Source organism: Streptomyces sp. NPDC046122, assembly GCF_056429965.1.
On the sequence record NZ_JBWKLQ010000012.1, the window covers coordinates 1 to 22,072 of the forward strand.

Sequence of the window (22,072 nt, forward strand, 5' to 3'; positions counted from 1 at the left end):
CAGGGGGGGGAGGGGGTGGGGGGGGCGGTGGGTGGGGGAGGGGGGGGGGTGGTGTGGGGTGGGTGAGGGGGGGGGGGGGGGGGGGGGGGGGGGGGGCGCGCGCCCCCCCCCCCCCCCCCCCCCCCTCCCCGTTTCGCCGCCCTCGTCCGGACGGACAGGGGCGGCGGCATGTCCCGGGCCCGCCGCGCCGGCGGCGCCGACGGCCTCAGAAGTCCAGACCGTGCTTTGGACCCAGAATCCGACGCTCAACCACTGCACACAGCGCCCTTCGGGGTCTCACAGACGGTCCACCTCCGACGATACGCGCGATGGGCGACGGCGGCCGTGCGGGCCGGGTGCACCGTGACGGGCACGGGTCTTCGCTGCTGCGCCGACGACTATCGGCGGGATACCCCCAGGGGGCAAAGGGACGTGACGTCAGAGTACCCCCGGGAGTACCAACCATTGAAGGAGGCAGAACCATGTCAACCCGTCAATCCGCGGCGCTGGTGGGCACGTCTCGTGCTGGCCACCGCCCAGTTCATGGTCATCATGGACACCTCGATCATCGGCGTGGCGCTCCCCGCGATGCAGCGCGATCTCGGCTTCTCCCAGGCGACCTGCAGTGGGTGTTCAACGCCTACGGCGGCCCCTCGGCCCCGCCGCCCGCCGAAGAGCCGGCGGCCGTGGCGAGCCTGCCTCCGATGTCCTGACCGTGGGATGTCAGGGGACCCTGGTGCCGGTCGGCACCAGGGTCCCAGGGGTTCAACACCATCTGCCGACCACCGCGTGGCCGGGTTTATGTTTCCGCATCTCCGCCAGGGTGACGGGCGGGGTGCGGGGATCGCGGATACGTGACCGGTGACCACCTTTCGTTCCGGGGTCTTCGGTACCCGGGCGGACTTGTCCTCACCCGGGCGATCCTGATGGCGTCTACCTCCTTCTTTCTTGCGATCACTCTGGCGTACTGCTGGAACCGCGGGACTGCTTGCGGCCCCTGTGGGCCGCCGGCCCGGCAATCAGCGACAGGACCCCTTGATGCGTCCGGCCCTGCCACTCCACTGCCGTGCCACAACTCGCTCGAACCTGCATGCGCGGCAGTTCATCCCTGCCGCGCCTCACTCGCTGTCCTGGCTACGAGCAAAACCCTACCCGATGAAACGCCAATGTCTACTACCGTCACGACAGATTTATTTCCGGCTCTGGAACCGGGATTCTGTGCCACTCAAGGAGGAGGGTGGCCGGGCACCGCCCCTGCCGGGCGCACGGCGGGTGAAGCACCACCCAACGGCGATCCCTGGCCGGAGGTTGGCTAAGGTCGCGCCTTGGCATGTCTGCGGGGCGAAGGGCGGGGGACGGTATGCCGACTGGTGGTGACGGGCGGGGGCTGCGCCCGTGCAGGTGGTGCGGCCGGCCGTTCCGGCCGACGGCCGGGCGCGGGTGGCCCCGCCTCTATTGCCGGCGCGCCCACCGGTGGCGGCAACGGGTCTCCGACTTCTTCGAGTTGGTGTCGGGCGCCAACTAGCCACCGGCGCACGAGCCGGTGTCTCGCGAAGTGCGGCGCGGCGCAACGCCGCGCGCGAGGAACGGCGTTGACAACTCGCTGGTCCGGTACGTCTAATGGGACCGTGCCGCGTGGCACCGACCAAAGAGCAGTGGGCCGGTCGGTGACCGGGCGAGCACCCTGCAGTCAAAGGGTCCGTCATGAGTTCTCACTCCGCACCCCGCACCTGAGCCGGAGCGGCCGCACGCCGTCTGTCGCGTTCCACGCCCCGGCGCCCTCACCTGCGCCGGGTCCACGGCACCCGGACACCGCCCCTCGCCGACGCACCGCCGCCGTGACACCTCGCGGTGGCCACGCGCCTCGCGCGCCCGCGCCGAGCAGCGGCCGTCCCCGGAGCCCGGAGGCGCGCGGCCCTCTCCCCTCCGCGTACATCACCACCAGCCGTCTGCCGCGATCACCGCGGACACACCTGCTTCCCGGAGACATCACACCACTATGCCCACGTCATACAACCAGTCGGTCATCGAAGAGTTCCGTGCCCACGCGGGAAAGGTCGGTGGTCCCTTCGCAGGCACCGATCTGCTCCTGCTGACCACCACCGGCGCCCAGTCGGGCACGCAACACACCACTCCGCTCGGTTACGTCCGCCACGGCGACGCGCTCCTGGTCGTCGCGTCGAACCTGGGCGCCGCTCAACACCCCGACTGGTACCACAACCTGCTCGCCCATCCGCTGGTCCAGGTCGAGATCGGCACCCGCTCCTTCGAGGCGCTGGCGGTCCCCGCCGACGCGGACCGGCGCGAGGAACTGTTCGCGCACGTCCTGCGCGCGGCGCCCGGTTACGGCGACTACCAGGCCCGCACCACCCGGCCCCTGCCGGTCGTCGTGCTGGAGCGCGCCGAACCCGACGCCTGGGAGGGGCCACGCGAGGTCGAGAACCTCGCCGACAAGCTCCTGGAGGTCCACACCTGGCTGCGGGCGCAGCTGCGTCACGTGAGCACCGAGGTGGAGGCCCATTTCGCCGCGCGGGCCGCATACGACGGCGCGGGAGCGCCGCCGGCGCCGAGCCTCGGACTGCAGATCCGCCAGCGGTGCCTGGCCTTCTGCCAGACGCTGGAGTTCCACCACACCAGCGAGGACGCCCATCTGTTCCCGGGCATCGCGCAGCACCATCCCCACTTGACCGCCACCTTCGAGCGGCTGAGGGACGAGCACCGTACGGTCGCACGCATGCAGACGGAGCTGGTGACCCTGCTGTCCGGCATCGGCGTCACCGAGCCCGAGCGCTTCCGCGCCGAACTGGTGCGTCTGTCCCGCGAGTTGAACGCGCACCTGGATTACGAGGAAGAGGCGCTTCTCCCCCTGCTGGCCGATGTTCCGTGGCCACCGGCTCCCCCGGCGCGGCCGCTGGAGGACAGCCGCCCCTGACGGGAGCGGTCGCACGCGCGCTCGAGCGCGCGTGCACCCCTGGGCGGAGGCGCTCCGCCCAGGGGTGCACGAACGAGGTGTGCCGCGGGATGCCCGGCGGACGGGCCGGGGAATCAGATCTTGGTGAAGCACATGGTGTAGTCGAAACCCCGGGACTCGGTGTGCTGGATGCCGTAGTCGAACTTCGGCCCGCATTCCATTTCCTGGCCGGGCAGGATCTCGCCCGTCTTGTACTGGGCTTCCGGCGAACCGCAGTCGACGATCGTCGGCACGGGTTCGCCCTGGGGGTCCTGGACCTTGACGCAGTCGCCGACCTCCGGCTCGTGCGTCTTCTCCTTCTCGTACTGTGCGCGCCCTTCGGCTTCCTTCTTGGCCTGGCCGCCGTTGGGGTTGGTGTTGTAGTCCCACACGTACCAGGCGCCGCCGCCGAAGAGCGCCAGGACGAGGAGGGGGCCGAGCAGCACCTGGAGCGGGTTCGCGCGGCGCGGCCGGCCGGGGCCGCCGTACGGCGGCTGCTGACCGTGGGGCTGCTGACCGTACGGCTGTTGCTGCGGGTGGTTCTGGTACGGCGGCGGTGTGGACAAGGTGGTCCCCGTGGGTAGTTGCAGGTGAGAGGGTCGACATGCCGTCGACCGCTCGCAGGTTATCCCCCGGCTCCTGTCGGGTGATCAGCCGCCCCCGGGCGCGCCCCTGTCCGCAGCCGGTGTCCAGTGTCCGACGCGGCGGGTGCACAGTGCGGCGGAGAACGTGTCAGGCTGTCGGCCCGGGCGCACTCGGCTCTTCCTCCAGGGGCGGCAACCCCTCGTGCACCCGGGCCAGTTGCCGGCGCACCGAAGTGATGGCGCCCGACCACGCTTCGCTCACGCCTTCGACGGACTGGTCACGGTCGGTCGGCGCGGTAGCCGCATCGTCGCCGCCGGCGAGCTCCTGGTCGTCGTTCATGGCTGTCGTCTGCCCGCTCCGCCGACAGGCACGCGCAGCACGAAAACTCTTTTGAGTACCCACATCAACCTTCACCAGTCATTCAAATGGTGATGAAGAAGTCGGAGGGGGAAAGTGGTGGATGCCCCGCCTCCCGGCGCCGCCGGGCCGAGGTGGCACCTCTGTCGAGGACATCCGGATCACCGAGCGGGGGGTGCCGCACTCGGCGTGACCCCGTGCTTCGTACTCCGCGCGCGAGATCACGGAACCGGGAATGGCGGCACGCGCCATGATGTTACGACGTCCATGACCTTCTCCGTCGACGTGACAGTGCGTGGCTACGAGCTCGACACACAGGGACACGTGAACCAGGCCGTCTACCTGCAGTACGCCGAGCACGCCCGATGGGAGCTGCTGCGCGCCGCCGGTCTCCCCCAGGAGAAGCTGCTGGCGAGTGGTGTGGGGCCGGTCGCGCTCGAAGTGACGGTGAAGTACGCGCGGGAGTTGCGCGGCGGTGAACGGCTGCGCGTGACCTGCCAGTTCGTCTACGGGACGGGGAAGACGTTCGAGATCGTGCAGCGGATCGTCAAGGAGGACGGTACGGTCGCCGCGGAGATCACCGGGGTGGGGGGCATGCTCGACCTGTCCGCGCGGAAGCTGATCTCCGACCCGGCGGGCCGCCTCGCCGCCCTGGCCGACAACCCGGATCTCCTGAGGGGCTGACGCCACCGGGCTCCCCGGCCCTGGTGATGCCGGCGCGGATGGGGGTACCCGTTCGGCAGCCACTGCTGGACGAGGATCAGGGAGCATGCCATGAGCGTCAAGGCTACCGGGTGGGCCCGCACCTTTCCTGCGGGCGAAGGGGTGCGCACGGCGCGGGACTGGACACGTCGTCAGCTGAGTTCCCTCCCCTGGGCCGCCGAGGCGCCCGAGACCGTGGACGAGATCGTCCTCGCGGTCTCGGAACTTCTCGCCAACGCCCACGTGCACGCGCACAGCGACGCGCAGCTCGTGCTGACCTGGGACAACAGCTGCCTGCACGTGAGCGTCCACGACGAGGCCGCGACGCTGCCGTCGCCCAGGAACCCGGACCCGGGCGCCGTGTCGGGGAGGGGGGTCAGCATCGTGCAGTCTCTCGCCGACAGCTGGCAGACCCACTCGCAGCAGCACGGGAAGACCGTGACCGCCTGCTTCAAGCCGCACCTGCCGGAACGAACAGCGCACCCCTGACGGGCGGCGGCGCGCTGTTCGTCGCGGCGGGCCCGCCGGTCAGTTGGTGAGGCGGTCCCCGAAGTACGAGAGGCCGGAGGGGCCGCCCAGGGACGTCGCGCCGAAGCTCGTCGAGCCGGTGGCCGTGATCCCGCTCGTCCCGGCCTTGAAGAGCCAGACCGCCCCCGCGCCGTCGTTCTCGGCGAAGGCCCCGGCGGTCAGTTCCGCGCGGCCGTCGGCGTTGCTGTCCGTGAGGTGTACGGAGGCGCCGAACTGGTCGTGCGCTTCGGCGGCGCCGGGAACACCGGAGGTGTCCTGGGAGAAGCTCTTGGAGCCGGTGCCCGTCAGGCCCGTGGCGGATCCCCGCAGGACGGTGACGCTGCCGGCCGCCGCCTTCCCGCTGAGGGCCTCCGACGAGGCGCCGACCGCGATGTCGGCGTACCCGTCCTTGTTGGTGTCACCGGCGGACAGGCTCCAGCCGAAGCGGTCGCCCTTCTCCGCCGTACCGGGGACGCCGGCGGTGTCCTGGGTGATGCGGGCGGGGGTGCGGGTGGACAGGCCGGTGGCGCTGCCGTACGTGACGGTCAGCGCGCCGCCGAGGCCGCCGTTCGGCTCGTCGGCCGACTTCTCCATGAAGTTACCGGTGACGATGTCGCCGTAACCGTCCTTGTCGACGTCGGCGACGGCCGCCGCGTAACCGCCGGCGAGCTTGCCTGACGCCTTGAGGCCGGTGGCGCCGCCCTTGTAGAGGACGCTGCGGGTGATGGGGCCGTCGGCGCTCGACTGCAGCCCCATGACGACCAGGTCGGCGGCGCCGTCGCCGGTGACGTTGCCGGCGACGAGGCGCTCGGCGCCGATGCCGGTCTGCTCCTGGGTGTCGATGCCCGTGAGGGCCGCCGCCGTGCCGGTGCGGGTGATGGGTCCCTTGAAGACGTTCAGGCCCGGGCCGGCCATGTTGGCGGCGGCGAGGTCGGTCTTGCCGTCGCCGTCGAAGTCACCGGCGGCCACGTCCCAGCCGAACGCGTACCGGTTCTCGGGCAGCGGCGACGAGAGGTCGGTGCCGGAGGTGAGACCGGTCGCACCGCCCCAGACGACGGTGACGGCGCCGAAGTCGTCGGTGCTGCCGATCCGCTCGGCGTGCACGCCGACGACGAGGTCGGTGTAGCCGTCGCCGTCGAGGTCACCCGCGGTGATGCGGTCGCCGAAGCCGTCGCCGGTCTCCGGAACGCCCGGGATGCCGGGCGTGGCCTGGCTGATCAAAGTGCGCTTCGACTTGTCGAGGCCGCTGCTGGTGCCGTAGACCACGGCGACGTACCCGGCGTTGGACTTGCCGTCGACCTTGGCGATGGGTGCGGCTATCGCCAGGTCCCGGTAGCCGTCGCCGTTGAAATCGCCCTGCAGTCCGGAGGGCGCGGCGGCGGCGCTGCCGGTCCCGGCGACGATCAGGCCGCCGGTGAGGGCCGCCGCGACGGCGGTGGCGAGGGTGGTGCTCAGGTGCTTGCGCATGCGGGTGTTCGTCTCCTGCGGCATGCCGGATGCCGGGAGGCATCCGAAATTGACGGATCGGGTCGACCGGGTCCGGGACCTCGGCACCGGTAACACGTTCGACCGGTGCACAGATGACCACTGGAGGCGTACGAAGGTTGTACGCGTGCGGGAAGCCGTCGCCTGTCCGGCGCGGTGGCCGCGACGCACGGCACCGGCCCCCTTGTCGTCGGAGGCCGGTGCCGTGGCGGTGTCCGTCCGCGCTACGGCAGGTTGCGCACCGTCCCGGTGACGACCGGGCCCGGCCGCGGTTGCCAGGACTCGTCGTAGGTCGTCATGCGGGCCTTCAGGAACTCCTCCGGCTCGCGCACGCGGTCTTCGACCGTGGGGACGGCGACCTCCGTGCTTCGCGCGCCCGCGGGCACGGTGACCGGCAGGTACGGGCCTTCGACCGCCTTGGACAGCGGCCGGGCCGGGGCCGGCGAGGCGCCGAAGTGCTCGTCCAGCCAGGTCCGGCCGACGTCCCTGGTGGAGAGCTCCGCGCCCCGCGTGACGGGCAGGAGGGCGAACTCACCCATGACGTCCGTGTCGGCGACGGCGGAGAGCGACACCCGCCAGGTCAGTTCGCGGCCCTCGGTGATGTCGGCCGCGACCGGTTCGACCCGGACCGCGGGCATCGGGTCGTCGTTCCGTGCCGTCACGCCGCCGTGGTGGGAGCCGACCGCCGCGCCGCTCACAGCCTTGACGTACACGTTGTGCCGGATGTCTTCGCCGTAGCGGGTGTTGCCGCGCACCAGCACCGGTATGTGCACGGTGTCGCTTCCCCCTCGAACCGTCACCGTACGATTCGTGACCTCGTCCGTCCCGGCTCTGGCCACGAACACCCGTACCTGACCGCTGCCCTCCCCGGAGACGCGCACCGGGACGCGGTAGGTCCGTATCCCGGAGTCGCCCTCCTCGACCGACAGCCGGCCGACGTCGACGCGCGGCAGCACGGCCGGGCGCACCTCCGGCGTGCCCGGGCTCCAGCCCCAGGCGTCCATCAGCCAGGCCCGCCCGGACCGGTTGCGCGGGGTCAGTTCCAGGGCCTTGACGTGGCTGAGGTCGAGCCCGTCACGGACGGCGGCGGACAGGGGTACGCGTATCTCGCGCCCCCAGTGGGAGGCGGTGCGCTCGCTGCCCGGCAGGCCGTCGACGTGTGCGCGGCCGAGGGTGGACCGCCGGCCCGAGGCGTCGACGAGCGTGACGTCGAGCCGCGTGCCGGTGGTGTTGGGCGGGACGATCACGCGCAGGGCGAGCGCTTCGGCGCCCGCGAGGGAGACCGGACGTGCGGGGCGCACCGAGACCGCCGCGCCGGGGCTCGACCAGCGCATCGCGATCGCGTCGCGTCCCGGTTCCGGCGACGTCTCCCACGCGGCGAAGTGCGGCGACTGTCCGCCCGAGCCGCCGGGCGGCAGGCAGGAGCGGGCCGGGTCGGGATGGACCTGTGCGCAGAGCCGGCCGCCCGACACGGTCGTCGAGGCTCCCGGCAGGACGGCCGTCGTACGGTTCGCGCCGACGGCGTGGGTGAGGACGCGCGCCGGGTCCGCCGAGGGCGCTCGGCGGCCGCTGCCGTCCAGAAGGGGGCGCACCCGGTCGTCGGCCGCGACGAACAGCCGGGCCGCCGCCGCGATGTACGTGGCGCCCGCGGTCTGCTGCTGGGTGGCGGTCAGACGGGTCGCCGTGCCCGGCGTACAGACCGGGTCCGGCGTCTCGCCGGACCAGAAGTCGTCGTCGGCCGGGGCCTTCGCCTGGCCCGGGGTCCACTCGCTGTTGAAGAAGTTGTGGTTGGCGCCGACCATGTACACGGCACTGTGCAGTGCCGCGCCCCGGCTGACGCCGCGCGTCCCGTCGACGTAGATCTCGCCCTGGAGGTCGGACACGTCGCCGTCGCAGCCGGGCAGGATGGTCGTGGAGGGCACCTCGGGAGCGGGGTTCTGACCGAAGACGGTGGGCCCGATCAGGACGGTGCCGCGGATGGTCCAGCGCACGTCCCCCCGGTGTCCGTCCTGGTCGGCGGGCGGCCGGTAGAGGCTGTCGAGCGCGGCCCGGTTGACGCCCTCTCCGCCGCGGGAGTGGCCGACCAGCAGCACACGGGACAGGTCGGCGGGCGAGGTCGCGCGCACGGGGGCCGGCGCCCCGGGCCTGCCGTCGGCCCAGTCCGCCCAGTGGGCCAGGTGCTGTCGTACGAGGGACGAGCGGGCCTGCGCGCCGCCGTCCTCCGCGAGGTGGTCCTGCCCGTTGATGCCGTTGGCCGACACGGACAGGGTGACGTATCCCTGGGAGGCCAGGAGTTTCTGGGCCCGCAGATAGCCCTGGTGGCTGGGCACCGGCCGCGTGCCGGCCTTGCAGGGCCAGTCGCCGCGCTGTTCGTCGCCGCCGGCCCTGAAGCACGTGTAGTGGCGGCCGTGCAGGAACAGCGCCAGTGGCCGCTTGCCCGGGGCGTCGGCGGGACCCACCACCGCGGCGCGCATCTCCACCGGGGCGGGGAATCCGGGCAGCCGGACCGACCTCAGGGTGTATTCACCGCTGACGGTGCGGTACGGGCCGGGGACTCCGGGGTCGATCTGGTTCGCGGGAAGGGGGTCCGCCGCCCGCTCGGCGGGGGGCGGTGCACCCGGGCCGCGCGTCGGGTCGGGAACGGCGTCCAGCCGGCGGCCGCCGGCCATCACGCGCAGTTCCTTCGCCGGGCCGATCCGGGCGCCGTCGGAGTCCAGCCGGAACGAACGCCCGTCCTTCGCGGCGGCCGGCCGGCCGAGCAGCCGGTCGCCCGAGTAGAACTCGACGCGGGCATCGCCCATGGGCACGCGCTCGCGTGCCGTCCAGACGAGTTGTCTGCCGGGGCCCGAGCCGGTGAGTTCCCAGCCGGGGGGCAGTGCGCCGCCGGCCCGTCCCGGCGGCGCGTCCGGCAGGGTGGCGGCGGGCGGCAGCGCGTGCGCCGTCCCCGGTGACGCCGCCGCCAGCGCGAGTAACGCGGCCGCAGCAGTCGCCACGCGTGTGACACGTATCAAGGTGGTCTTCCTCAGCATCGGTCTCGTCGGAACGCCCCGGGAATCTCCGGCGCCTCCCTCGACCCCCGAGGACGACAACTGGCAGCCGCGGGTTGCCTCGTGACGGGCACCGGGTCGCGGCGCGACCGCGGGCTGCCCCGCCGGTCCTGCTCCGTCAGGCGCCGCCCACGAGGCGGTCCACCGCCGCTGTCCCCGAGGTGTAGCCCGGGGTCCTGGCGGGCGTCAGGTCCTGGGCGGACACCGTCCGCCGGTAGCCACGGGACAGCATGGCCGCCGGGGCCGGCCCCGGCCGCTCGGCGGGCGGGAGCTGCGCCGGCGGCAGGGGCGCCGGGGTGAACTGCGGCATGCGCGGCACCCATTGCGCTTCCGGCGCTTCCGATGGCCGCTCGTACCACACCTGCTCCAGCGCCCCGACCAGCCGGTCCACGTCGTGCTGGGGACGTACCACGAGGCGCAGGAAGCGGCTGGAGCTGCCGACCTTGTTGGCGCAGTCGCGCACCAGCACGCCGTGTTCGGACAGCAGCCGGTCGCGCAGAACGGTCCCGTCCGCGCCCTGCGGCAGCCGCACGTAGACGAAGTTGCCCTGCGACGGATACACGGTGAGCCCGGGCAGCCGGGAGAGGCGCCAGGTCATCTCGTCCCGGTCGCGGCGCGAGCGCCGGATGCTGTCCGCGTACTCCAGACGGTGGTCCTTGAGCATGAACACGACCGTCTCCGCGAAGGAGTTGAGATTCCACTTCGGCAGAGCGGCGCGCACCTTCCCCGCGAGTGCCGGATTCGACACGAGGTACCCGAAGCGGACCCCGTGCAGCCCGAAGTTCTTGCCGAGGCTGCGCAGCACGATGACGTTGGTCCGCAGCACCGCCTCGGCCGCGACGCTGGGTTCGGGTTCCGCGTCGGCGAACTCCAGGAAGGACTCGTCGACCACCACCAGGTCCAGGTCCTGGAGTGCGTCGACGAGAGCGAGGACCTGCTGCTTGGGGAGGGAGCCGCCGTCGGGGTTGTTGGGGTTGCAGATGACGGCCGCGCGGGAACCGCGCGAACGGATGAACCTGACGAACGCCTCCGGATCCAGCCCGAACCCGTGGGCCTCCGGCAGCAGGAGCATGTCGACGCGCTTGCCGGTCTCCATCGGCTGGTCGGTCCACCGGCCGAAGGTGGGCACGGGCACGGCCAGTGACTCGTGGACCAGCAGGTGGTCGATCCAGGTGATGAGTTCGGTGGAGCCGTTGCCCATGGCGACGGTCTGCGGGTTGAGTCCGAGCACCTGGCACAGCTCGGCGGTGACGGTGTCCGCGCTGCTCGGGTAGTACGTCAGGATGTCGCGGAGCCGGCTGCCGAGTTCGTCGAACATCGCGGGCGTGGGGAAGTACGGGTTGCAGGGGATGCAGAAGTCGGTGATGCCGCCGGCCGCGCCCGCCCCCGCCCGGTCCAGGGTGAAGTACGAGGGGCTGTGCGCGGAGGACGCGCGGAAGAGCTGTGTGACGTTGCTGCCGGCCATGAGTGTCTCCCCTGCCTGCGAAGAGCCCGTACGTGTGCTGAACGGGCCGCCCCGGTATACGGGCGACGGTGGGGTGGTGTTCAACGCGCGGGGCGTGTGCGGCGGACGGGGCGGGTGGTGGAGCGCGGGCGGGTGAACGTGCCCGCGGCACGGCCCGTATGGAGAGGGGACCGCTCCCTGCGGCCCCCGACGTCGCCGACGTCGTGTCGGAACTGGTGTGAGGGTACGGATGAGGCACGCGCGACGCAGACTGCAGAGGCTGGCGCAGCTGGCCGCCACCGGCGGAATACTCTGCGGCGGCCTGATGATCACGACCGCGACGGCGGGCGAGCCGCTCGCCCCCGCCGGCCGGGAGGAGGGCGGAGGGGAAACCGCCGCCCGGCCCGCCGAGCTCGGTGCGGACCTGGTGGCGCGGCTCGGCGCCTCCCGTACGGCGGGCACCTGGATCGGCTCCGACGGGCAGCCGGTCGTCGCGGTGACCGACGCGGAGGCGGCGGTGGAGGTGGGGCAGGCGGGGGCACGCGCCGCCATGGTCCGCCACAGCATGCGTGAACTCCGCGCGGCCACCGACGCGCTGCGCGCCGCTCCCCGGGTGCCCGGCACCGCGTGGGTGGTGGACTACGCGTCCAACAAGGTCGTGGTGCACGCCGACAGCACCGTCTCGCGCGGCGACTGGTCGCGCATGTCCGGGCTCGCGAAGGAGATCGGCGGGTTCGTGGACATGCAGCGGACGAAGGGTGCCTTCACGACCAGGGTCAGCGGCGGCTCCCCCGTCTTCGCGGGCAACGGGCGCTGCTCGGCGGGGTTCAACGTCACCGACGGCCGGCGGAACTACATCCTGACGGCCGGCCACTGCGGTCCGGTCGGCACCACCTGGTTCCAGGACGCGCAGGGCGCCGGACGGGTCGGCACCACGACCGCGAGCAGCTTTCCCGGCAGCGACTTCTCCGTCGTCGCGTACGAGAACGGCGACGCGTCCGGCGGCAGGAGCGTGGTGGGGCTCGGCGGAGGCCGGGAGGTGAGTGTCACCGGGGCCGCCGATCCGTTCGTTGGCCAGCAGGTCTTCCGCAGCGGCAGTACCACGGGCGTGCACGCGGGCCGGGTGACCGCGCTCAACGCGACGGTGAACTTCCCCGAGGGCACGGTGACGGGCTTGACCGAGACGACGGTCTGCGCCGAGCCGGGGGACAGCGGCGGGCCGCTGTTCGCCCGGGGAGTGGCGCTGGGCGTGACCTCGGGCGGCAACGGCGACTGCACGACAGGGGGCCTCACGTACTTCCAGCCGGTGACCACGGCGATGGCGGCCCTCGGCGTACGGCTCGTCGGCGCCACGACGGCGGCCGGAGACGGTTCGGAGACGGCCGCTCCCCCGCCGGGTGCAGCCGCACCTTCCGTGCCGCAGGCGGCAGGAGGGGGGCGGCTTCCCGCCGTGTTCGGTGACGGCGGCAGCTGGGCGCCGGGTGTGCTGGTCGTCGCCGTGAGCCTCGTCGGCCTGGTCGCGACGCGCTGGATCCGCTCGGCGCACGACCGCCGGAGCTACCGGCGGCAGTACGCGCGAGGGTGGAATTGATCGGGGCCGAGCCGGCTGCGCGGCGGGTGCGGGTGGTGCACCGCCACGTGCCGGCGGGTGTCCGCGCCGTGCGTCAGAGGGCTACGGGCATGTTCCTCATGCCCGTAGCCCTCTGACGCTGTCTCGGCGACTCGCTGTTCCGCCTCTTACTGTCCCGGCCCGTTCAGGTGAGTGCCGTCGCGGCCCCGCGCAGCAGCAGTCCGCACCCGAGTACGAACACGACGGCGGCCGTGCCGAGCGGGGCGGCGCGCTGGGCGCGCGAGAGCAGCCGGCTCCGCGGCCGCCGCGCCAGCCTGCGCGTCGTCGTCTCCCTCAGCCGCACGGCCGCGAACCCCGCGCCCGTCAGTGTGAGCGCCAGGCCGGCCCCGTACGCCAGGACCAGCAGGAACCCGAACCACGCCCGGCCGAGCGCGGCGGCCCCCACCAGGACGACCACGGCCGACGGGCTCGGGACCAGCCCGCCGGCGAACCCGAGGAGCACGACTCCGCGCAGGCCGGGGGCGGGAAGCACGTGCGCGTGAGTGTGCGCGTGCGTGTCGCTGTGGCCGGGGCGGCGGCTGTCGTCCGACGGGCCGGTGTGGGCACTCCCCCGGCCGTCCTCGTGCGGGGGCCGCGCGGCCGACCGTGCCTCGGTGGCGGGAGCGGTGCTGCCGTGCGCGGACCTGGGGGACGCCACTGAGGTGAGCACCCGCTGCTCGGCCTGTACGGGGTCCTCGTCGGTGGCATGGCTGTGCGCGGAGTGGTGGTGATGGCCGTGCGGCGCGTGGGAGTGAGTGTGCTCGCCGTGGCCGTGGCCGTGCGTGTGCGGGCTGTGGCGCCGGCGCCATGCCCTGCGCAGCAGCAGCGCGCCCGCCGCCGTGACCAGGGCTCCGCTCGCGATGCCCAGCCACGAGACGACGGTGGGCGCCGCCGCCGATCCCGCCGTGACCAGCGCGCCCAGCGCGAAGACGCCCAGGGTGTGGGTCATGGTCACCGAGACGCCCAGGCCCACCATGTCGCGCAGTGAGCTTCGCCCGCCCGCCGCCGCCGCGGCCGCCATCATCGTCTTGCCGTGCCCCGGGGCCAGGGCGTGCAGAGCGCCCAGCAGCAATGACAGGCCGAGGGCGAGTGCCGCGAAGCCCGCCGTCAGTTCGTGCCGGGCCACCAGGCCCGTCAGCGCCTGCGCCCAGCGGTCGGCTCCGCGCGGCAGCACACCCGCCGCCGGGGATCCGCCGCCGCCGTCGTCCCCTCCCGACGCCGACGCCGGCCCGCCGGTGCGTACCGTGAGGGTGGCCGACCGTACTTCGGGCGGGGCCGAGAGCACGTCGTCGGGATAGGCGGTCAGCCGGCGGGAGACGGACCTGCCCGGCACGTCCGATGCCGTGAGCGTCATCCGGTCGCCGCGCGCGGTGATCTCCCGCCAGCCCGCGGCCGCCGCGACCCCCGCGGGGCGGTACTCCAGCCGCGCGTTCGCCTCGCGCGGCAGCGTCGCCGTCAACGCGCACGTCACCCGCAGCGTGTTCAAACCCGCCTGTCCGGGACGCACTTGGGCCTTCGCGCTGTCCGGAGCGAGGGACAGCGCCCTGCCGTCCGCCGAGCCGCCGCCTGTCGCCGCGACCGTGAGCCGTGCGTCCCGTGCCGCCGCGGCGCACCGCGTGCGGGCCCATGCGGACAGTTCAGCCGGCCCCAGCCGGTCGTTCCCGTCGATGTCGATACGGCCGCGTTCCCGGGCGGCCGGGAGCTCCGCCAGGTCCTCGACGTGGTCCACCGCGAGCTCTCCCGGAGCGACGACGAGCCCGTCGTACTGGCTGACGGTGAAGTTCCCGAGCGGGTGCGCGTGGGCGGCCCCGGCGGGGAGCACGGCCAGGGCCGCTCCCGCCGTCAGCGCGGCGAGAGCGGCAGCCGCGGTACGGCGCTTCACGGCTTCCCCCCGATCTCGGACAGCACGGACTTCGCCTCGCGCGTCCCCGTGGGCGAGAAGCCGGGGTTGAGACCGAGCGCGGTGCTCAGGTGCCGCCGCGCGGCCCGGTCGTCCCCCAGGGCGTGCTCGATCATCCCCCGGTGGAAGAGGAACGAGGCGTTGCGGTAACCGGGCTTGCCGGCCGTCGCCCGCTCCGCGTACCTCAGTGCCCGCTCGTCCTCGCCGTTCGCGTGCAGCGCCCAGGCGAGCGCGTCGGCCGTGTGGACGCTCTCGCGGCTCGACCATGCGGCGCGCGCCGACCTGAGCGCCGCGGCGGGGTCGCCGTGGTCGGCCTCGACGAGGGCGGATTCCAGATCGGTGGCGACGCCGTGGGCGCGGGCCAGGCGGGTCCACGTGCCGACGAGCCGGTACTGCTCCTCGGCCCGCCCGGGCCGGCCGGACGCCTCGTACAGTTCGCCGAGAGCGGCCAGTTGCCCGGGCAGCGGGTAGCGCCGTACGACCTCTTCGAGGTCCTTCAGGGCCCGCTTCGTGTCCCCCTGCGCGGCGTACGCGCGCCCGCGCCCCTCCAGCGCCGGCACGTGGCGCGGGTCGGCGCGCAGCGCCGTGGCGAAGTGCGCCCGGGCTCGTCCGTACTGACCTTGGGACCAGGCCAGCTGACCGAGCGAGGTCGCCACGTACGCCACGTCGGGCGGGGCGGACGCGGACTCCAGCGCGCGCAGCAGCACCCGGCGCGCGCCCTCGGCGTCGCCGCGCAGCTCCTGCACGTACGCGTACCGGGTGAAGACGGGGAGGCCGGGCCGGCGCCGGTCGGCGCGTTGGGCGGCCCGCCACGCCTCGTCGTAGCGGCCGAGTTCCACCAGAGCGTCGATTTCGCTGCACAACGCCCGCTCGCTGTACGGGTTGACGTCCAGTGCCCGGTTCGCCCGGCTCAGCGCGGTCGTGAAGTCGTGCCGGGCGGCGGCGAGCGCGGCCCGGCCGGCGAGGGCCGCGTCGTTGTCGGCGGCCGGGCGCAGTTTCAGCGACCGGCCGAAGGCCTTCTCCGCTCGCGGATACAGCGTGGGATCACCGCTGGTCCGGGCCTGTTCGACGTATGCCGCGCCCAGGGTCGCCCACCCGGTGGCGTCCTTGGGCTGTTCGCGCAGGTGCTGGCGCAGGGCGTCGATCCCCCGCCCGAGGTCGCCCGCCGCCAGCCGCTCGGCGGACAGGTCCGCCGTGAGGGCCGGCGGTGGACCGGCCCGGTCCGGGCCGCCGTCGGCCCCGATCGCCACCGACGTGGCGGTGAGTCCCACCGCCGCCGCCAGGAGCGCCGCGATCCGCCACCGCCGTCCGCCGCGCCGACCCTCGGTACCACGCTCCTGTCCTCGCTCGTGGCGTCGCGGCACGAACCGCGGCTTTCGTACGGGCATCCGTCTCGCCTTTCTCGGCTTCCTGGGGGTCCTGAAAGCGGGGCGGCCCCGAAGACGCCGCCCCGCGGTCGTGCGTCAGCCGAGCCAGGACCGGCGTGCGGGCCGACGCCGGGAGCGCACGTACGACATGCCGAAGCCGACGAGCAGCACGCCCACGGCGCCCGCCAGCGCCGAGGCGAGCATCACGGTGTTGTCGCCCCACGACGACGTGAGGGAGGCGGCGCCGCCCGTCAGACCGGTGGCGTCGGTTTTGGTGCCGACCTCCGCCCCCTTCCGGACGTCGGAGCCGGCGGTGGGCAGGGCGACGTACGGGAAGGTGTCGCCGAACTTCTTGTCGTTGGCGTCGACCGCGTCGCCCAGGTCGTTCTTCGCCCCGACGAGCTCGCCCTCGACGGTCTGCAGCGCGATGTCCAGCACGTCGTCGGTCAGCCGTCGTCCGTTCGGGAAGCCCGCGTTGTCGCCGTCCAGCACACCCAGCCGCTTGGGTTCGGCGACCGGCTTGACGGAGGTGTTGAGGCGCAGCATCTCCGACGGTGTGACGTTGGGCGGCTGGTTGAGGTCCTTGACGCCGGTGAGGAACACCGAGACGAGGTCGTCACGGGGTTCGGCCGGAGCCTTGACCTTGTGGATCGCCTCGACGAGCTTGGGCAGCTCCGGTTCGGTGACGTTCTTCAGGAAGTCGCCGTCGTTCTCGGGCGAGGAGGCGTTGAACTTGTCCTTGTCCTTGACCGGGTTGACGACCTCGTTGACCAGCGGCATGCCGAGCCGTGACACCCGCGTCCAGTGGCCGGAGGCGCTCTTGCGCTCGGTCGTCGCGTAGACGCCGACGACCGGCTGTTCCTCCGACTCGCGGATGTACGAGGTGGGCACCTGGAGGGCGATGGTGTTGACGTTGTAGCCCTTGAGGGTGTCGTTGCCGACCTCCGAGAGGTCACCGCCGTACAGCAGGTCGAAGACCCGCAGGTCGAGGAAGAACGGGTCGTCGGCCTGGCCCGCGAAGGCCTTCAGGCCGCCGGGGACCTTCTTCACCGCCTCGTCGCGCAGCTTCTGGTAGTCGGGCATCGACGCCTTGCCGACGTTCGAGGGGGCGACGGGCAGGTTCTTCGCCACCTTGTGGCGCGAGACGGCCTTCCCGCCCTCCTTGCGGATCAGCTCGATGTCGTAGGTCTGCGTGAAGTTGAGGTCCGGGTCGTCCAGGCTCTCCACGGCGCCCGTGTTGTAGAGGAAGGTGTTCTCGTTCTTGCGGTGGTCCTTGAAGGTGAAGCGGTACACCAGTTCGTCCTGGGCGTCGCCGTCACTGTCGATGTGCAGCTCGTAGCGCGCGTCGGTGGCGAAGGTGTAGAAGTTCGGCCCGCCCGCCGGTTCCTGGAACGGCAGCACGTTTGCCACCAGGGTCGTCGAGTCGGGATGGTCGGGACTGACGAACGCGTACACGTCCGTGTTGTCGAACTGCGGCTGCCCCGAGATCAGCGGCGCCTCCCGGTGGCTGGAAGCGTTCGCCGTCCGCGGCTCCAGGACGGCCACGCCGGCGGCCGCCAGACCGCCGCCGGCCAGTGCGCCGCAGGCGAGCAGAGCGATGCTCCCGCGCCTGCGCCACGTCCACACGCTTCTCCTGATTACGCCCATCTCGCCCGTCCTTCATCCGTCGTCTCGTCCGTCCCGGCTTGCTTGTACGTCCAGTACGTGCGGGGCGGCCGTCTTGTTCGGTCTCGACGGATGAAAGATCGGCGGGTTTCACGGACGACGTGCCGTACGAAGGGCTCCCGGGTGTCCCGGGGCCCTCGCCGCACCCCCGCCGACCTGGGGGTACGCGGGTGCCGCCGGCGCGCTCACCGCACGGCGTAGTCGGCGAGCGAACCCTCCAGCAGATCGAAGACGCGGTGGGCGGCGACGGTCACCGTCCCAGCGATCCGCTCGTTGCTCCGGCCGTCGAGGGTCAGCTCCAGGATGCGCTGGAACAGGACCCGGTGGGCGGCGCCCAGTTGGGCCGCCGCGGCCCGGGGGGTGATGTCGTCGGGGGCGGCCGCCGTCTCGGTCGCGAGGAGTGCGGCGAGGGCGCCCTCGCGCTGGTCGTGCAGATCGCGGAGCCGGGCCAGCAGCGTAGGGCTGTCGGCGATCATCCGGGCGAAGGGCGCTCCCGAGAACCCGATGACCGGGTCGTGCCGCTCGACCCCGTCGAGGAACGCGCGGCGCAGCGCCGTGAGCGCCGATTCCCCCTCGGCCCGGGCGTCGACCGTGCGGGCCAGGCCCGCGACGAACTCGTCCTGGTGGTCGAACGCCAGATCCTCCTTGCGCGCGAAGTAGTTGGTGACCGTCTTCTTGGCGACCCGCGCGGCCGCGGCGATCTCGGTGATGGTCGTGGTCTCGAAGCCGTTCTCGATGAACAGCCTGGTCGCGTGGTCGGAGATGAGCTGCCTGGTCTCCTGCTTCTTGGACTCGCGAAGCCCCATCGGTTGGATACTCATGGGGGAATCTTACACACGACGTAAAACTATGCTTGACGCATGACGCACACTCGGCCTAAGTTTACGTCTGTCGCAAATTTAGCTCCCCTCATCTGCCTGGAAGGCACCCTTTGCGCCCCTCTCTCCAAACCACCTTCGCCGCGGCCCTCGACCGCGAGAACGCCGAGCGCAGCCGCAGGACCCGGCGCTCGGACCGCCGACTGCCGCCGACCGCCGCGCGGGGCGGGAACTTCCGCCCGACCAACGCTCCCCGCAGGGGGTCCTACTGACCCCGCCCGCCTCACCCGCTTCCCACCCGCTGTACGCAGGAAGGCTTCACGTGACCGATTTCGATGCCGGCGCCGAATTCGACCGCCAGGTCAAGACGCTCCTCGACCTGGGATACCCGGCGCTCGCCGGACTGACCGAGCCGGCGTTCCGCGGCCTCGTCGAACCGCTGCGCGCCCCCGTTCTCGCCCGGCAGGCGGCCATGGAGCCGCCCGCCGAGGGCCGCGTCCCCTTCCTGCTCGTGGTCACCAGGGCCCTCGTACCGCTCGAGGCGTCGGTGCCCCTGACCACGCTCGCCGGCAAGAGCCGCCCGGGCGTCATCGAGCGCTTCTACGCCCCGGGCGAGCTGGAGCGGTTCGTCTCCCTCGAGGAACTGGGCCTCCCCGAGGGCGAGGCGTACGTCGTCTTCGACATCGACCGGGGTGAGGAGTTCTGCGACGTCGTGCCCCTGGACGCCCTGGCCGCGATCGGGGAGCGGGGCCGTACTCCGCTCACCATCGAGGAGGGCCTGGCGTTCTTGACCCAGTACCCCGAGGCCCTGGCCAAGAACAAGTGCTTCTCGCTCGCCGGCAGCCGCTTCGGGGACCGCCGGGTCCCGGCACTGTGGATCAGCAAGGGCGCCCCGAAGCTGGGCTGGTGCTGGGAGGGCAACCCGCACACCTGGCTCGGCCTCGCCTCGGCCGGCGACCGCGGCCGCTGACGGGCGCGGGCCGGGGCGGCCGCCGCTCAGGCCGTCCGCACCACCGCCCGGTGCACGGCGCCCAACTGCCCCGGGGTGATCCGCAGGCGCAGCGAGGAGCCCGTCGACACCACCTGAACGGAGGGGTCCTTGGACGTCACCGACGAGACGGGCCGCTGCCACACCAGGTCGACGGTGCCGCCGTCGCGCAGCGGCCCGGAGACGCAGACCGTGGCCGTGCCCCCGCTCTCACGGATCATCACGCTCGCGGGCGCGGACGCGGAGACGTCCCCCACGCTCCCGGCCAGCCAGAAGTTGATTCCGGTGAAACCGAGCGAGGGGACGACCACGCCCTGCTGGCCCGTGGTGTTGGCGAGCACCTCGAGCCAGGAGGTGTCGGCGGCACGGGCGGAGGTCCGCGCGGCGGTGGCGCCCGGCATGAGGACGTACGCGTACGTCGCCGAGGTCGGGTCGGTGCCGTGGTCGAACCACAGGGTCAGATAGCGGCGGGTGACGGGGGTGGCCGAGCCGCCGGCGTTGATGTCCGACCAGGCCCCGGTACGGGCCTGGCGCGACGCCCTGACGGTTGCGCCGCCGGGGAAGACGTAGCCGCCGTGCCCGGCGAGGTGGGCCCAGCGCGTATCGGTGAGGGTGGCACTCCAGCCCGGGGTGGCGGGCTGGGCCGAGCCGTCGGCGGTGAAGGCGTGCACGCCGTTCGCCCCGAGATTGCGGTTCTCGACGACCGTTTCGACGCCCGCGGCGTCGCGGCCGTGTATTCCGCCGCCGAGGCACACGACGGCGTCGTCGAGGAAGAACCACGACTTCTTCGCCATCAGTGTGGACGACAGACCCCTCAGGTACTGGCCGACCGCCGCGTACGTCCCGTCGGTCGCGCCGCCGACCCAGCGGACGTCCGGGCGGGTCACGCCCCAGGTGCCGCCCTCGCCGTCGGCGAGCGGCTTGCGGGAGACGGTGGTGCCGGGCAGCCGGCCGGGGTCGACGGTCGGCCAGAAGTCGTCGCTGTACTGGCCGTTGGCGAAGTCCTCGCCCCACCAGTAGAGCATTCCGGAGCCGGTGTGCCAGCCGCGGACGTTCTCGCCGTTCCCGTTCTCGTAGTACGTGATCCGTCCGGATGCCATGGAGAGTCCGGCCGCCCAGCCGGGCCTGCGGTGGACGGCCCGGTCCATGCAGGGGAAGAGCCGGTGGCCGACGGGTTCGGCGGCCGGCGCGGCGGACGAGCCGTCGATCGCGTGCAGTCGCGCCAGCTGGGCCACGCCCAGGGCGGGGCTGGTGAGTACGGGGCTGAAGTAGTCGCGGGCGATCCATCCCTTGACCATCGCGTCCCAGCGGGCCTTCTCGGCGGCGGACGCGCTCCGCGCGAGCAGCGCGACGCAGGCGATGATCGAGTGGCCGCGCAGATGGTCGTCCTGCCTCAGCGCGCGGGTGTCCGCCTTCTGCACGCCGCGGCTGATCGCGCGTCCCGAGACGCCGTCCATCACCAGCCCGTTGAAGAGGAACGGCGCGTACGCCTTCTCGACCGAGTCGAGCACCGTCTGGCGGCCGCCGTCGGTCACTTCCCACGCGGAACCCTTGAGCAGGGCGAAGAGCATCGCCAGCCCCCCGAGCATGACCTGACCGTACGACCCGGCGTAGGGGACGTAGGTGTGCTGGACGAAACTGCCGTCGGCGTAGAGGCCGTCGCCCGAGGTGACGTACGGGAAGACGCGCGACAGGGCGTCGCGGGCCAGGGCGAGCTTGCCCGCGCTCCCGCCCACGACGCCGCGCAGGGCCAGGACGCGGCACAGGTCGACGCGGTTGGCTCCGGTGGAGGTGCCCGTGTAGTTCGCGACCACGCTGTCGGGGACGAAGTGGTCGACCGCCGCGCAGTGTTCGGCGATGCGGGCGGCGCCGAGATCGGCGTACAGCAGGACGTCGATGTCGAGCAGGGCCTGCGGGATGCCGATCTGCCAGCTGTACCAGTTGCCGTAACGGGTGCGGCCCGCCCGGTACGCCTGGTCGTGGAGGTGGTCGAGGCCGGTGAGGATGCCGGCGCGCAGGGCGGCGTCGCCGGTGAGGCCGGTGCCCGGCTGCGCGTACGCCTCGGCGAGGGTGCGCAGCCGGTGGTAACTGGTGTGGAGGTTGCCGGAGTACGTGTACGACTCGGCGTCGGTGTCGGGTTCCGGGTCCGCGTACGGGAGGTCGGGCCACAGGGAGCCGGCCGACGGCGCCATGGACGAGCGGAGACCGGCCGCTGTGGCGCCGAGATCGGCCAGTCTGCCCGCGTACGGCTCGGCGGCGGACGGGAAACCGCTGCCGAGGAGGAGGTCGCGCCAGGTGAGGCGGAGGGCGTCGTAGGCGTCGGCCGCGTGGGCGGCCGGTGCGGACAGGCCCGCCCCGGCGCCCGCCACGGCGACGGCGGCGCGCAAGAGGGTGCGGCGGGAGGGGAGGCGGGCAGGCGGCAGGGAGTCCATGACGGAGGAACCTCCGGTTTTGGGGCGCGTGTGACCCGGAACCACGCTTGGGGTAAGCGGTTTCTCCCACATGGTCGGACGCCGCGTCAATGGACCTGACGCAGGCGCCGTCGGGCGCGACGGGGTGCCGTCGTCACGAGGCGCGGTTGGGGGGCCGCGTCGGCGCGGCCCGGTCGGCGGACAGGCCCCCGCAGAAGCCGCCGGGCGCGCGCGAACATCACGAAGCCCCCCGGAGCC

At 72.8% G+C, this 22,072-nt stretch carries 15 protein-coding genes and 1 pseudogene; 6 read left to right on the top strand and 10 right to left on the bottom strand.

Annotated elements, in window-relative coordinates; translation table 11 throughout:
• Nucleotides 1-444: 444 nt before the first annotated feature.
• Both AC07FK_RS25755 and AC07FK_RS25760 read left to right on the top strand, forming a co-directional pair.
• A pseudogene (locus tag AC07FK_RS25755) lies at nt 445-623 on the top strand (MFS transporter); the annotation flags it as partial.
• A gap of 1,355 nt (nt 624-1,978) precedes the next feature.
• Entirely contained in the window at nt 1,979-2,911 is a 933-nt protein-coding gene (locus AC07FK_RS25760; RefSeq protein ID WP_479107305.1) for a nitroreductase/quinone reductase family protein, read from the top strand.
• Between the two features lie 113 nt (nt 2,912-3,024).
• Here AC07FK_RS25760 and AC07FK_RS25765 read toward each other — a convergent pair whose 3' ends face one another.
• Nucleotides 3,025-3,495, bottom strand: coding sequence for an LppU/SCO3897 family protein (locus AC07FK_RS25765; RefSeq protein ID WP_479107306.1), 471 nt, complete (start codon nt 3,493-3,495; stop codon nt 3,025-3,027).
• 166 nt (nt 3,496-3,661) lie between these two features.
• Complete coding sequence (locus tag AC07FK_RS25770; RefSeq protein ID WP_479107307.1) at nt 3,662-3,853, bottom strand: hypothetical protein; 192 nt, start codon at nt 3,851-3,853, stop codon at nt 3,662-3,664.
• Between the two features lie 285 nt (nt 3,854-4,138).
• Between AC07FK_RS25770 and AC07FK_RS25775 the strand changes: the two genes are divergently transcribed.
• Both AC07FK_RS25775 and AC07FK_RS25780 read left to right on the top strand, forming a co-directional pair.
• Complete coding sequence (locus tag AC07FK_RS25775; RefSeq protein WP_479107308.1) at nt 4,139-4,555, top strand: acyl-CoA thioesterase; 417 nt, start codon at nt 4,139-4,141, stop codon at nt 4,553-4,555.
• A gap of 90 nt (nt 4,556-4,645) precedes the next feature.
• Nucleotides 4,646-5,062, top strand: a complete 417-nt coding sequence (locus tag AC07FK_RS25780; protein ID WP_479107309.1) for an ATP-binding protein — start codon at nt 4,646-4,648, stop codon at nt 5,060-5,062.
• A gap of 39 nt (nt 5,063-5,101) precedes the next feature.
• On the opposite strand, the gene AC07FK_RS25785 is transcribed toward AC07FK_RS25780, so the two are convergent.
• The 3 genes from AC07FK_RS25785 to AC07FK_RS25795 form a co-directional block, all read right to left on the bottom strand.
• Nucleotides 5,102-6,547 carry an FG-GAP and VCBS repeat-containing protein gene (locus AC07FK_RS25785; protein WP_479107310.1) on the bottom strand — a complete coding sequence of 482 codons (1,446 nt, stop codon included), beginning with the start codon at nt 6,545-6,547 and terminating at the stop codon, nt 5,102-5,104.
• Between the two features lie 242 nt (nt 6,548-6,789).
• A complete protein-coding gene (locus AC07FK_RS25790) occupies nt 6,790-9,576 on the bottom strand; it encodes a hypothetical protein (protein WP_479107311.1) in 2,787 nt (928 codons plus the stop codon).
• A gap of 154 nt (nt 9,577-9,730) precedes the next feature.
• A complete protein-coding gene (locus AC07FK_RS25795; RefSeq protein ID WP_479107312.1) occupies nt 9,731-11,077 on the bottom strand; it encodes a pyridoxal phosphate-dependent aminotransferase in 1,347 nt (448 codons plus the stop codon).
• Nucleotides 11,078-11,306: 229 nt separating this feature from the next.
• Between AC07FK_RS25795 and AC07FK_RS25800 the strand changes: the two genes are divergently transcribed.
• Nucleotides 11,307-12,647, top strand: a complete 1,341-nt coding sequence (locus AC07FK_RS25800; RefSeq protein WP_479107313.1) for a S1 family peptidase — start codon at nt 11,307-11,309, stop codon at nt 12,645-12,647.
• A 163-nt stretch (nt 12,648-12,810) separates the two neighbouring features.
• Here the strand turns inward: AC07FK_RS25800 and AC07FK_RS25805 are convergent, their stop codons facing one another.
• The 4 genes from AC07FK_RS25805 to AC07FK_RS25820 all read right to left on the bottom strand — a co-directional run bounded on the left by AC07FK_RS25805 (nt 12,811) and on the right by AC07FK_RS25820 (nt 18,418).
• Nucleotides 12,811-14,547, bottom strand: coding sequence for a nickel transporter (locus AC07FK_RS25805; RefSeq protein WP_479107314.1), 1,737 nt, complete (start codon nt 14,545-14,547; stop codon nt 12,811-12,813).
• Complete coding sequence (locus AC07FK_RS25810) at nt 14,544-15,953, bottom strand: tetratricopeptide repeat protein (protein ID WP_479107315.1); 1,410 nt, start codon at nt 15,951-15,953, stop codon at nt 14,544-14,546. The genes AC07FK_RS25805 and AC07FK_RS25810 overlap by 4 nt, the downstream gene beginning before the upstream one ends.
• Nucleotides 15,954-16,028: 75 nt before the next feature.
• On the bottom strand, nt 16,029-17,579 hold the full coding sequence (locus AC07FK_RS25815) for a DUF4331 domain-containing protein (protein WP_479107316.1): 1,551 nt from the start codon (nt 17,577-17,579) through the stop codon (nt 16,029-16,031).
• Nucleotides 17,580-17,782: 203 nt separating this feature from the next.
• Nucleotides 17,783-18,418: a TetR/AcrR family transcriptional regulator gene (locus tag AC07FK_RS25820; protein ID WP_479107317.1), complete on the bottom strand. Its 636-nt coding sequence runs from the start codon at nt 18,416-18,418 to the stop codon at nt 17,783-17,785.
• A 319-nt stretch (nt 18,419-18,737) separates the two neighbouring features.
• Between AC07FK_RS25820 and AC07FK_RS25825 the strand changes: the two genes are divergently transcribed.
• Nucleotides 18,738-19,385, top strand: a complete 648-nt coding sequence (locus AC07FK_RS25825; RefSeq protein WP_479107318.1) for a DUF5701 family protein — start codon at nt 18,738-18,740, stop codon at nt 19,383-19,385.
• 26 nt (nt 19,386-19,411) lie between these two features.
• On the opposite strand, the gene AC07FK_RS25830 is transcribed toward AC07FK_RS25825, so the two are convergent.
• The gene (locus AC07FK_RS25830; RefSeq protein WP_479107319.1) at nt 19,412-21,835 is read right to left on the bottom strand and encodes a polysaccharide lyase 8 family protein; all 2,424 of its coding nucleotides are present in this window, start codon (nt 21,833-21,835) and stop codon (nt 19,412-19,414) included.
• Nucleotides 21,836-22,072 lie beyond the last annotated feature (237 nt).

Coding starts and splice junctions, on each gene's coding strand:
- AC07FK_RS25760 (WP_479107305.1), top strand. CDS start 1,979: ATGCCCACGTCATACAACCAGTCGGTCATCGAAGAGTTCCGTGCCCAC.
- AC07FK_RS25770 (WP_479107307.1), bottom strand. CDS start 3,853: ATGAACGACGACCAGGAGCTCGCCGGCGGCGACGATGCGGCTACCGCG.
- AC07FK_RS25775 (WP_479107308.1), top strand. CDS start 4,139: ATGACCTTCTCCGTCGACGTGACAGTGCGTGGCTACGAGCTCGACACA.
- AC07FK_RS25780 (WP_479107309.1), top strand. CDS start 4,646: ATGAGCGTCAAGGCTACCGGGTGGGCCCGCACCTTTCCTGCGGGCGAA.
- AC07FK_RS25785 (WP_479107310.1), bottom strand. CDS start 6,547: ATGCGCAAGCACCTGAGCACCACCCTCGCCACCGCCGTCGCGGCGGCC.
- AC07FK_RS25795 (WP_479107312.1), bottom strand. CDS start 11,077: ATGGCCGGCAGCAACGTCACACAGCTCTTCCGCGCGTCCTCCGCGCAC.
- AC07FK_RS25800 (WP_479107313.1), top strand. CDS start 11,307: ATGAGGCACGCGCGACGCAGACTGCAGAGGCTGGCGCAGCTGGCCGCC.
- AC07FK_RS25810 (WP_479107315.1), bottom strand. CDS start 15,953: ATGCCCGTACGAAAGCCGCGGTTCGTGCCGCGACGCCACGAGCGAGGA.
- AC07FK_RS25815 (WP_479107316.1), bottom strand. CDS start 17,579: ATGGGCGTAATCAGGAGAAGCGTGTGGACGTGGCGCAGGCGCGGGAGC.
- AC07FK_RS25820 (WP_479107317.1), bottom strand. CDS start 18,418: ATGAGTATCCAACCGATGGGGCTTCGCGAGTCCAAGAAGCAGGAGACC.
- AC07FK_RS25830 (WP_479107319.1), bottom strand. CDS start 21,835: ATGGACTCCCTGCCGCCTGCCCGCCTCCCCTCCCGCCGCACCCTCTTG.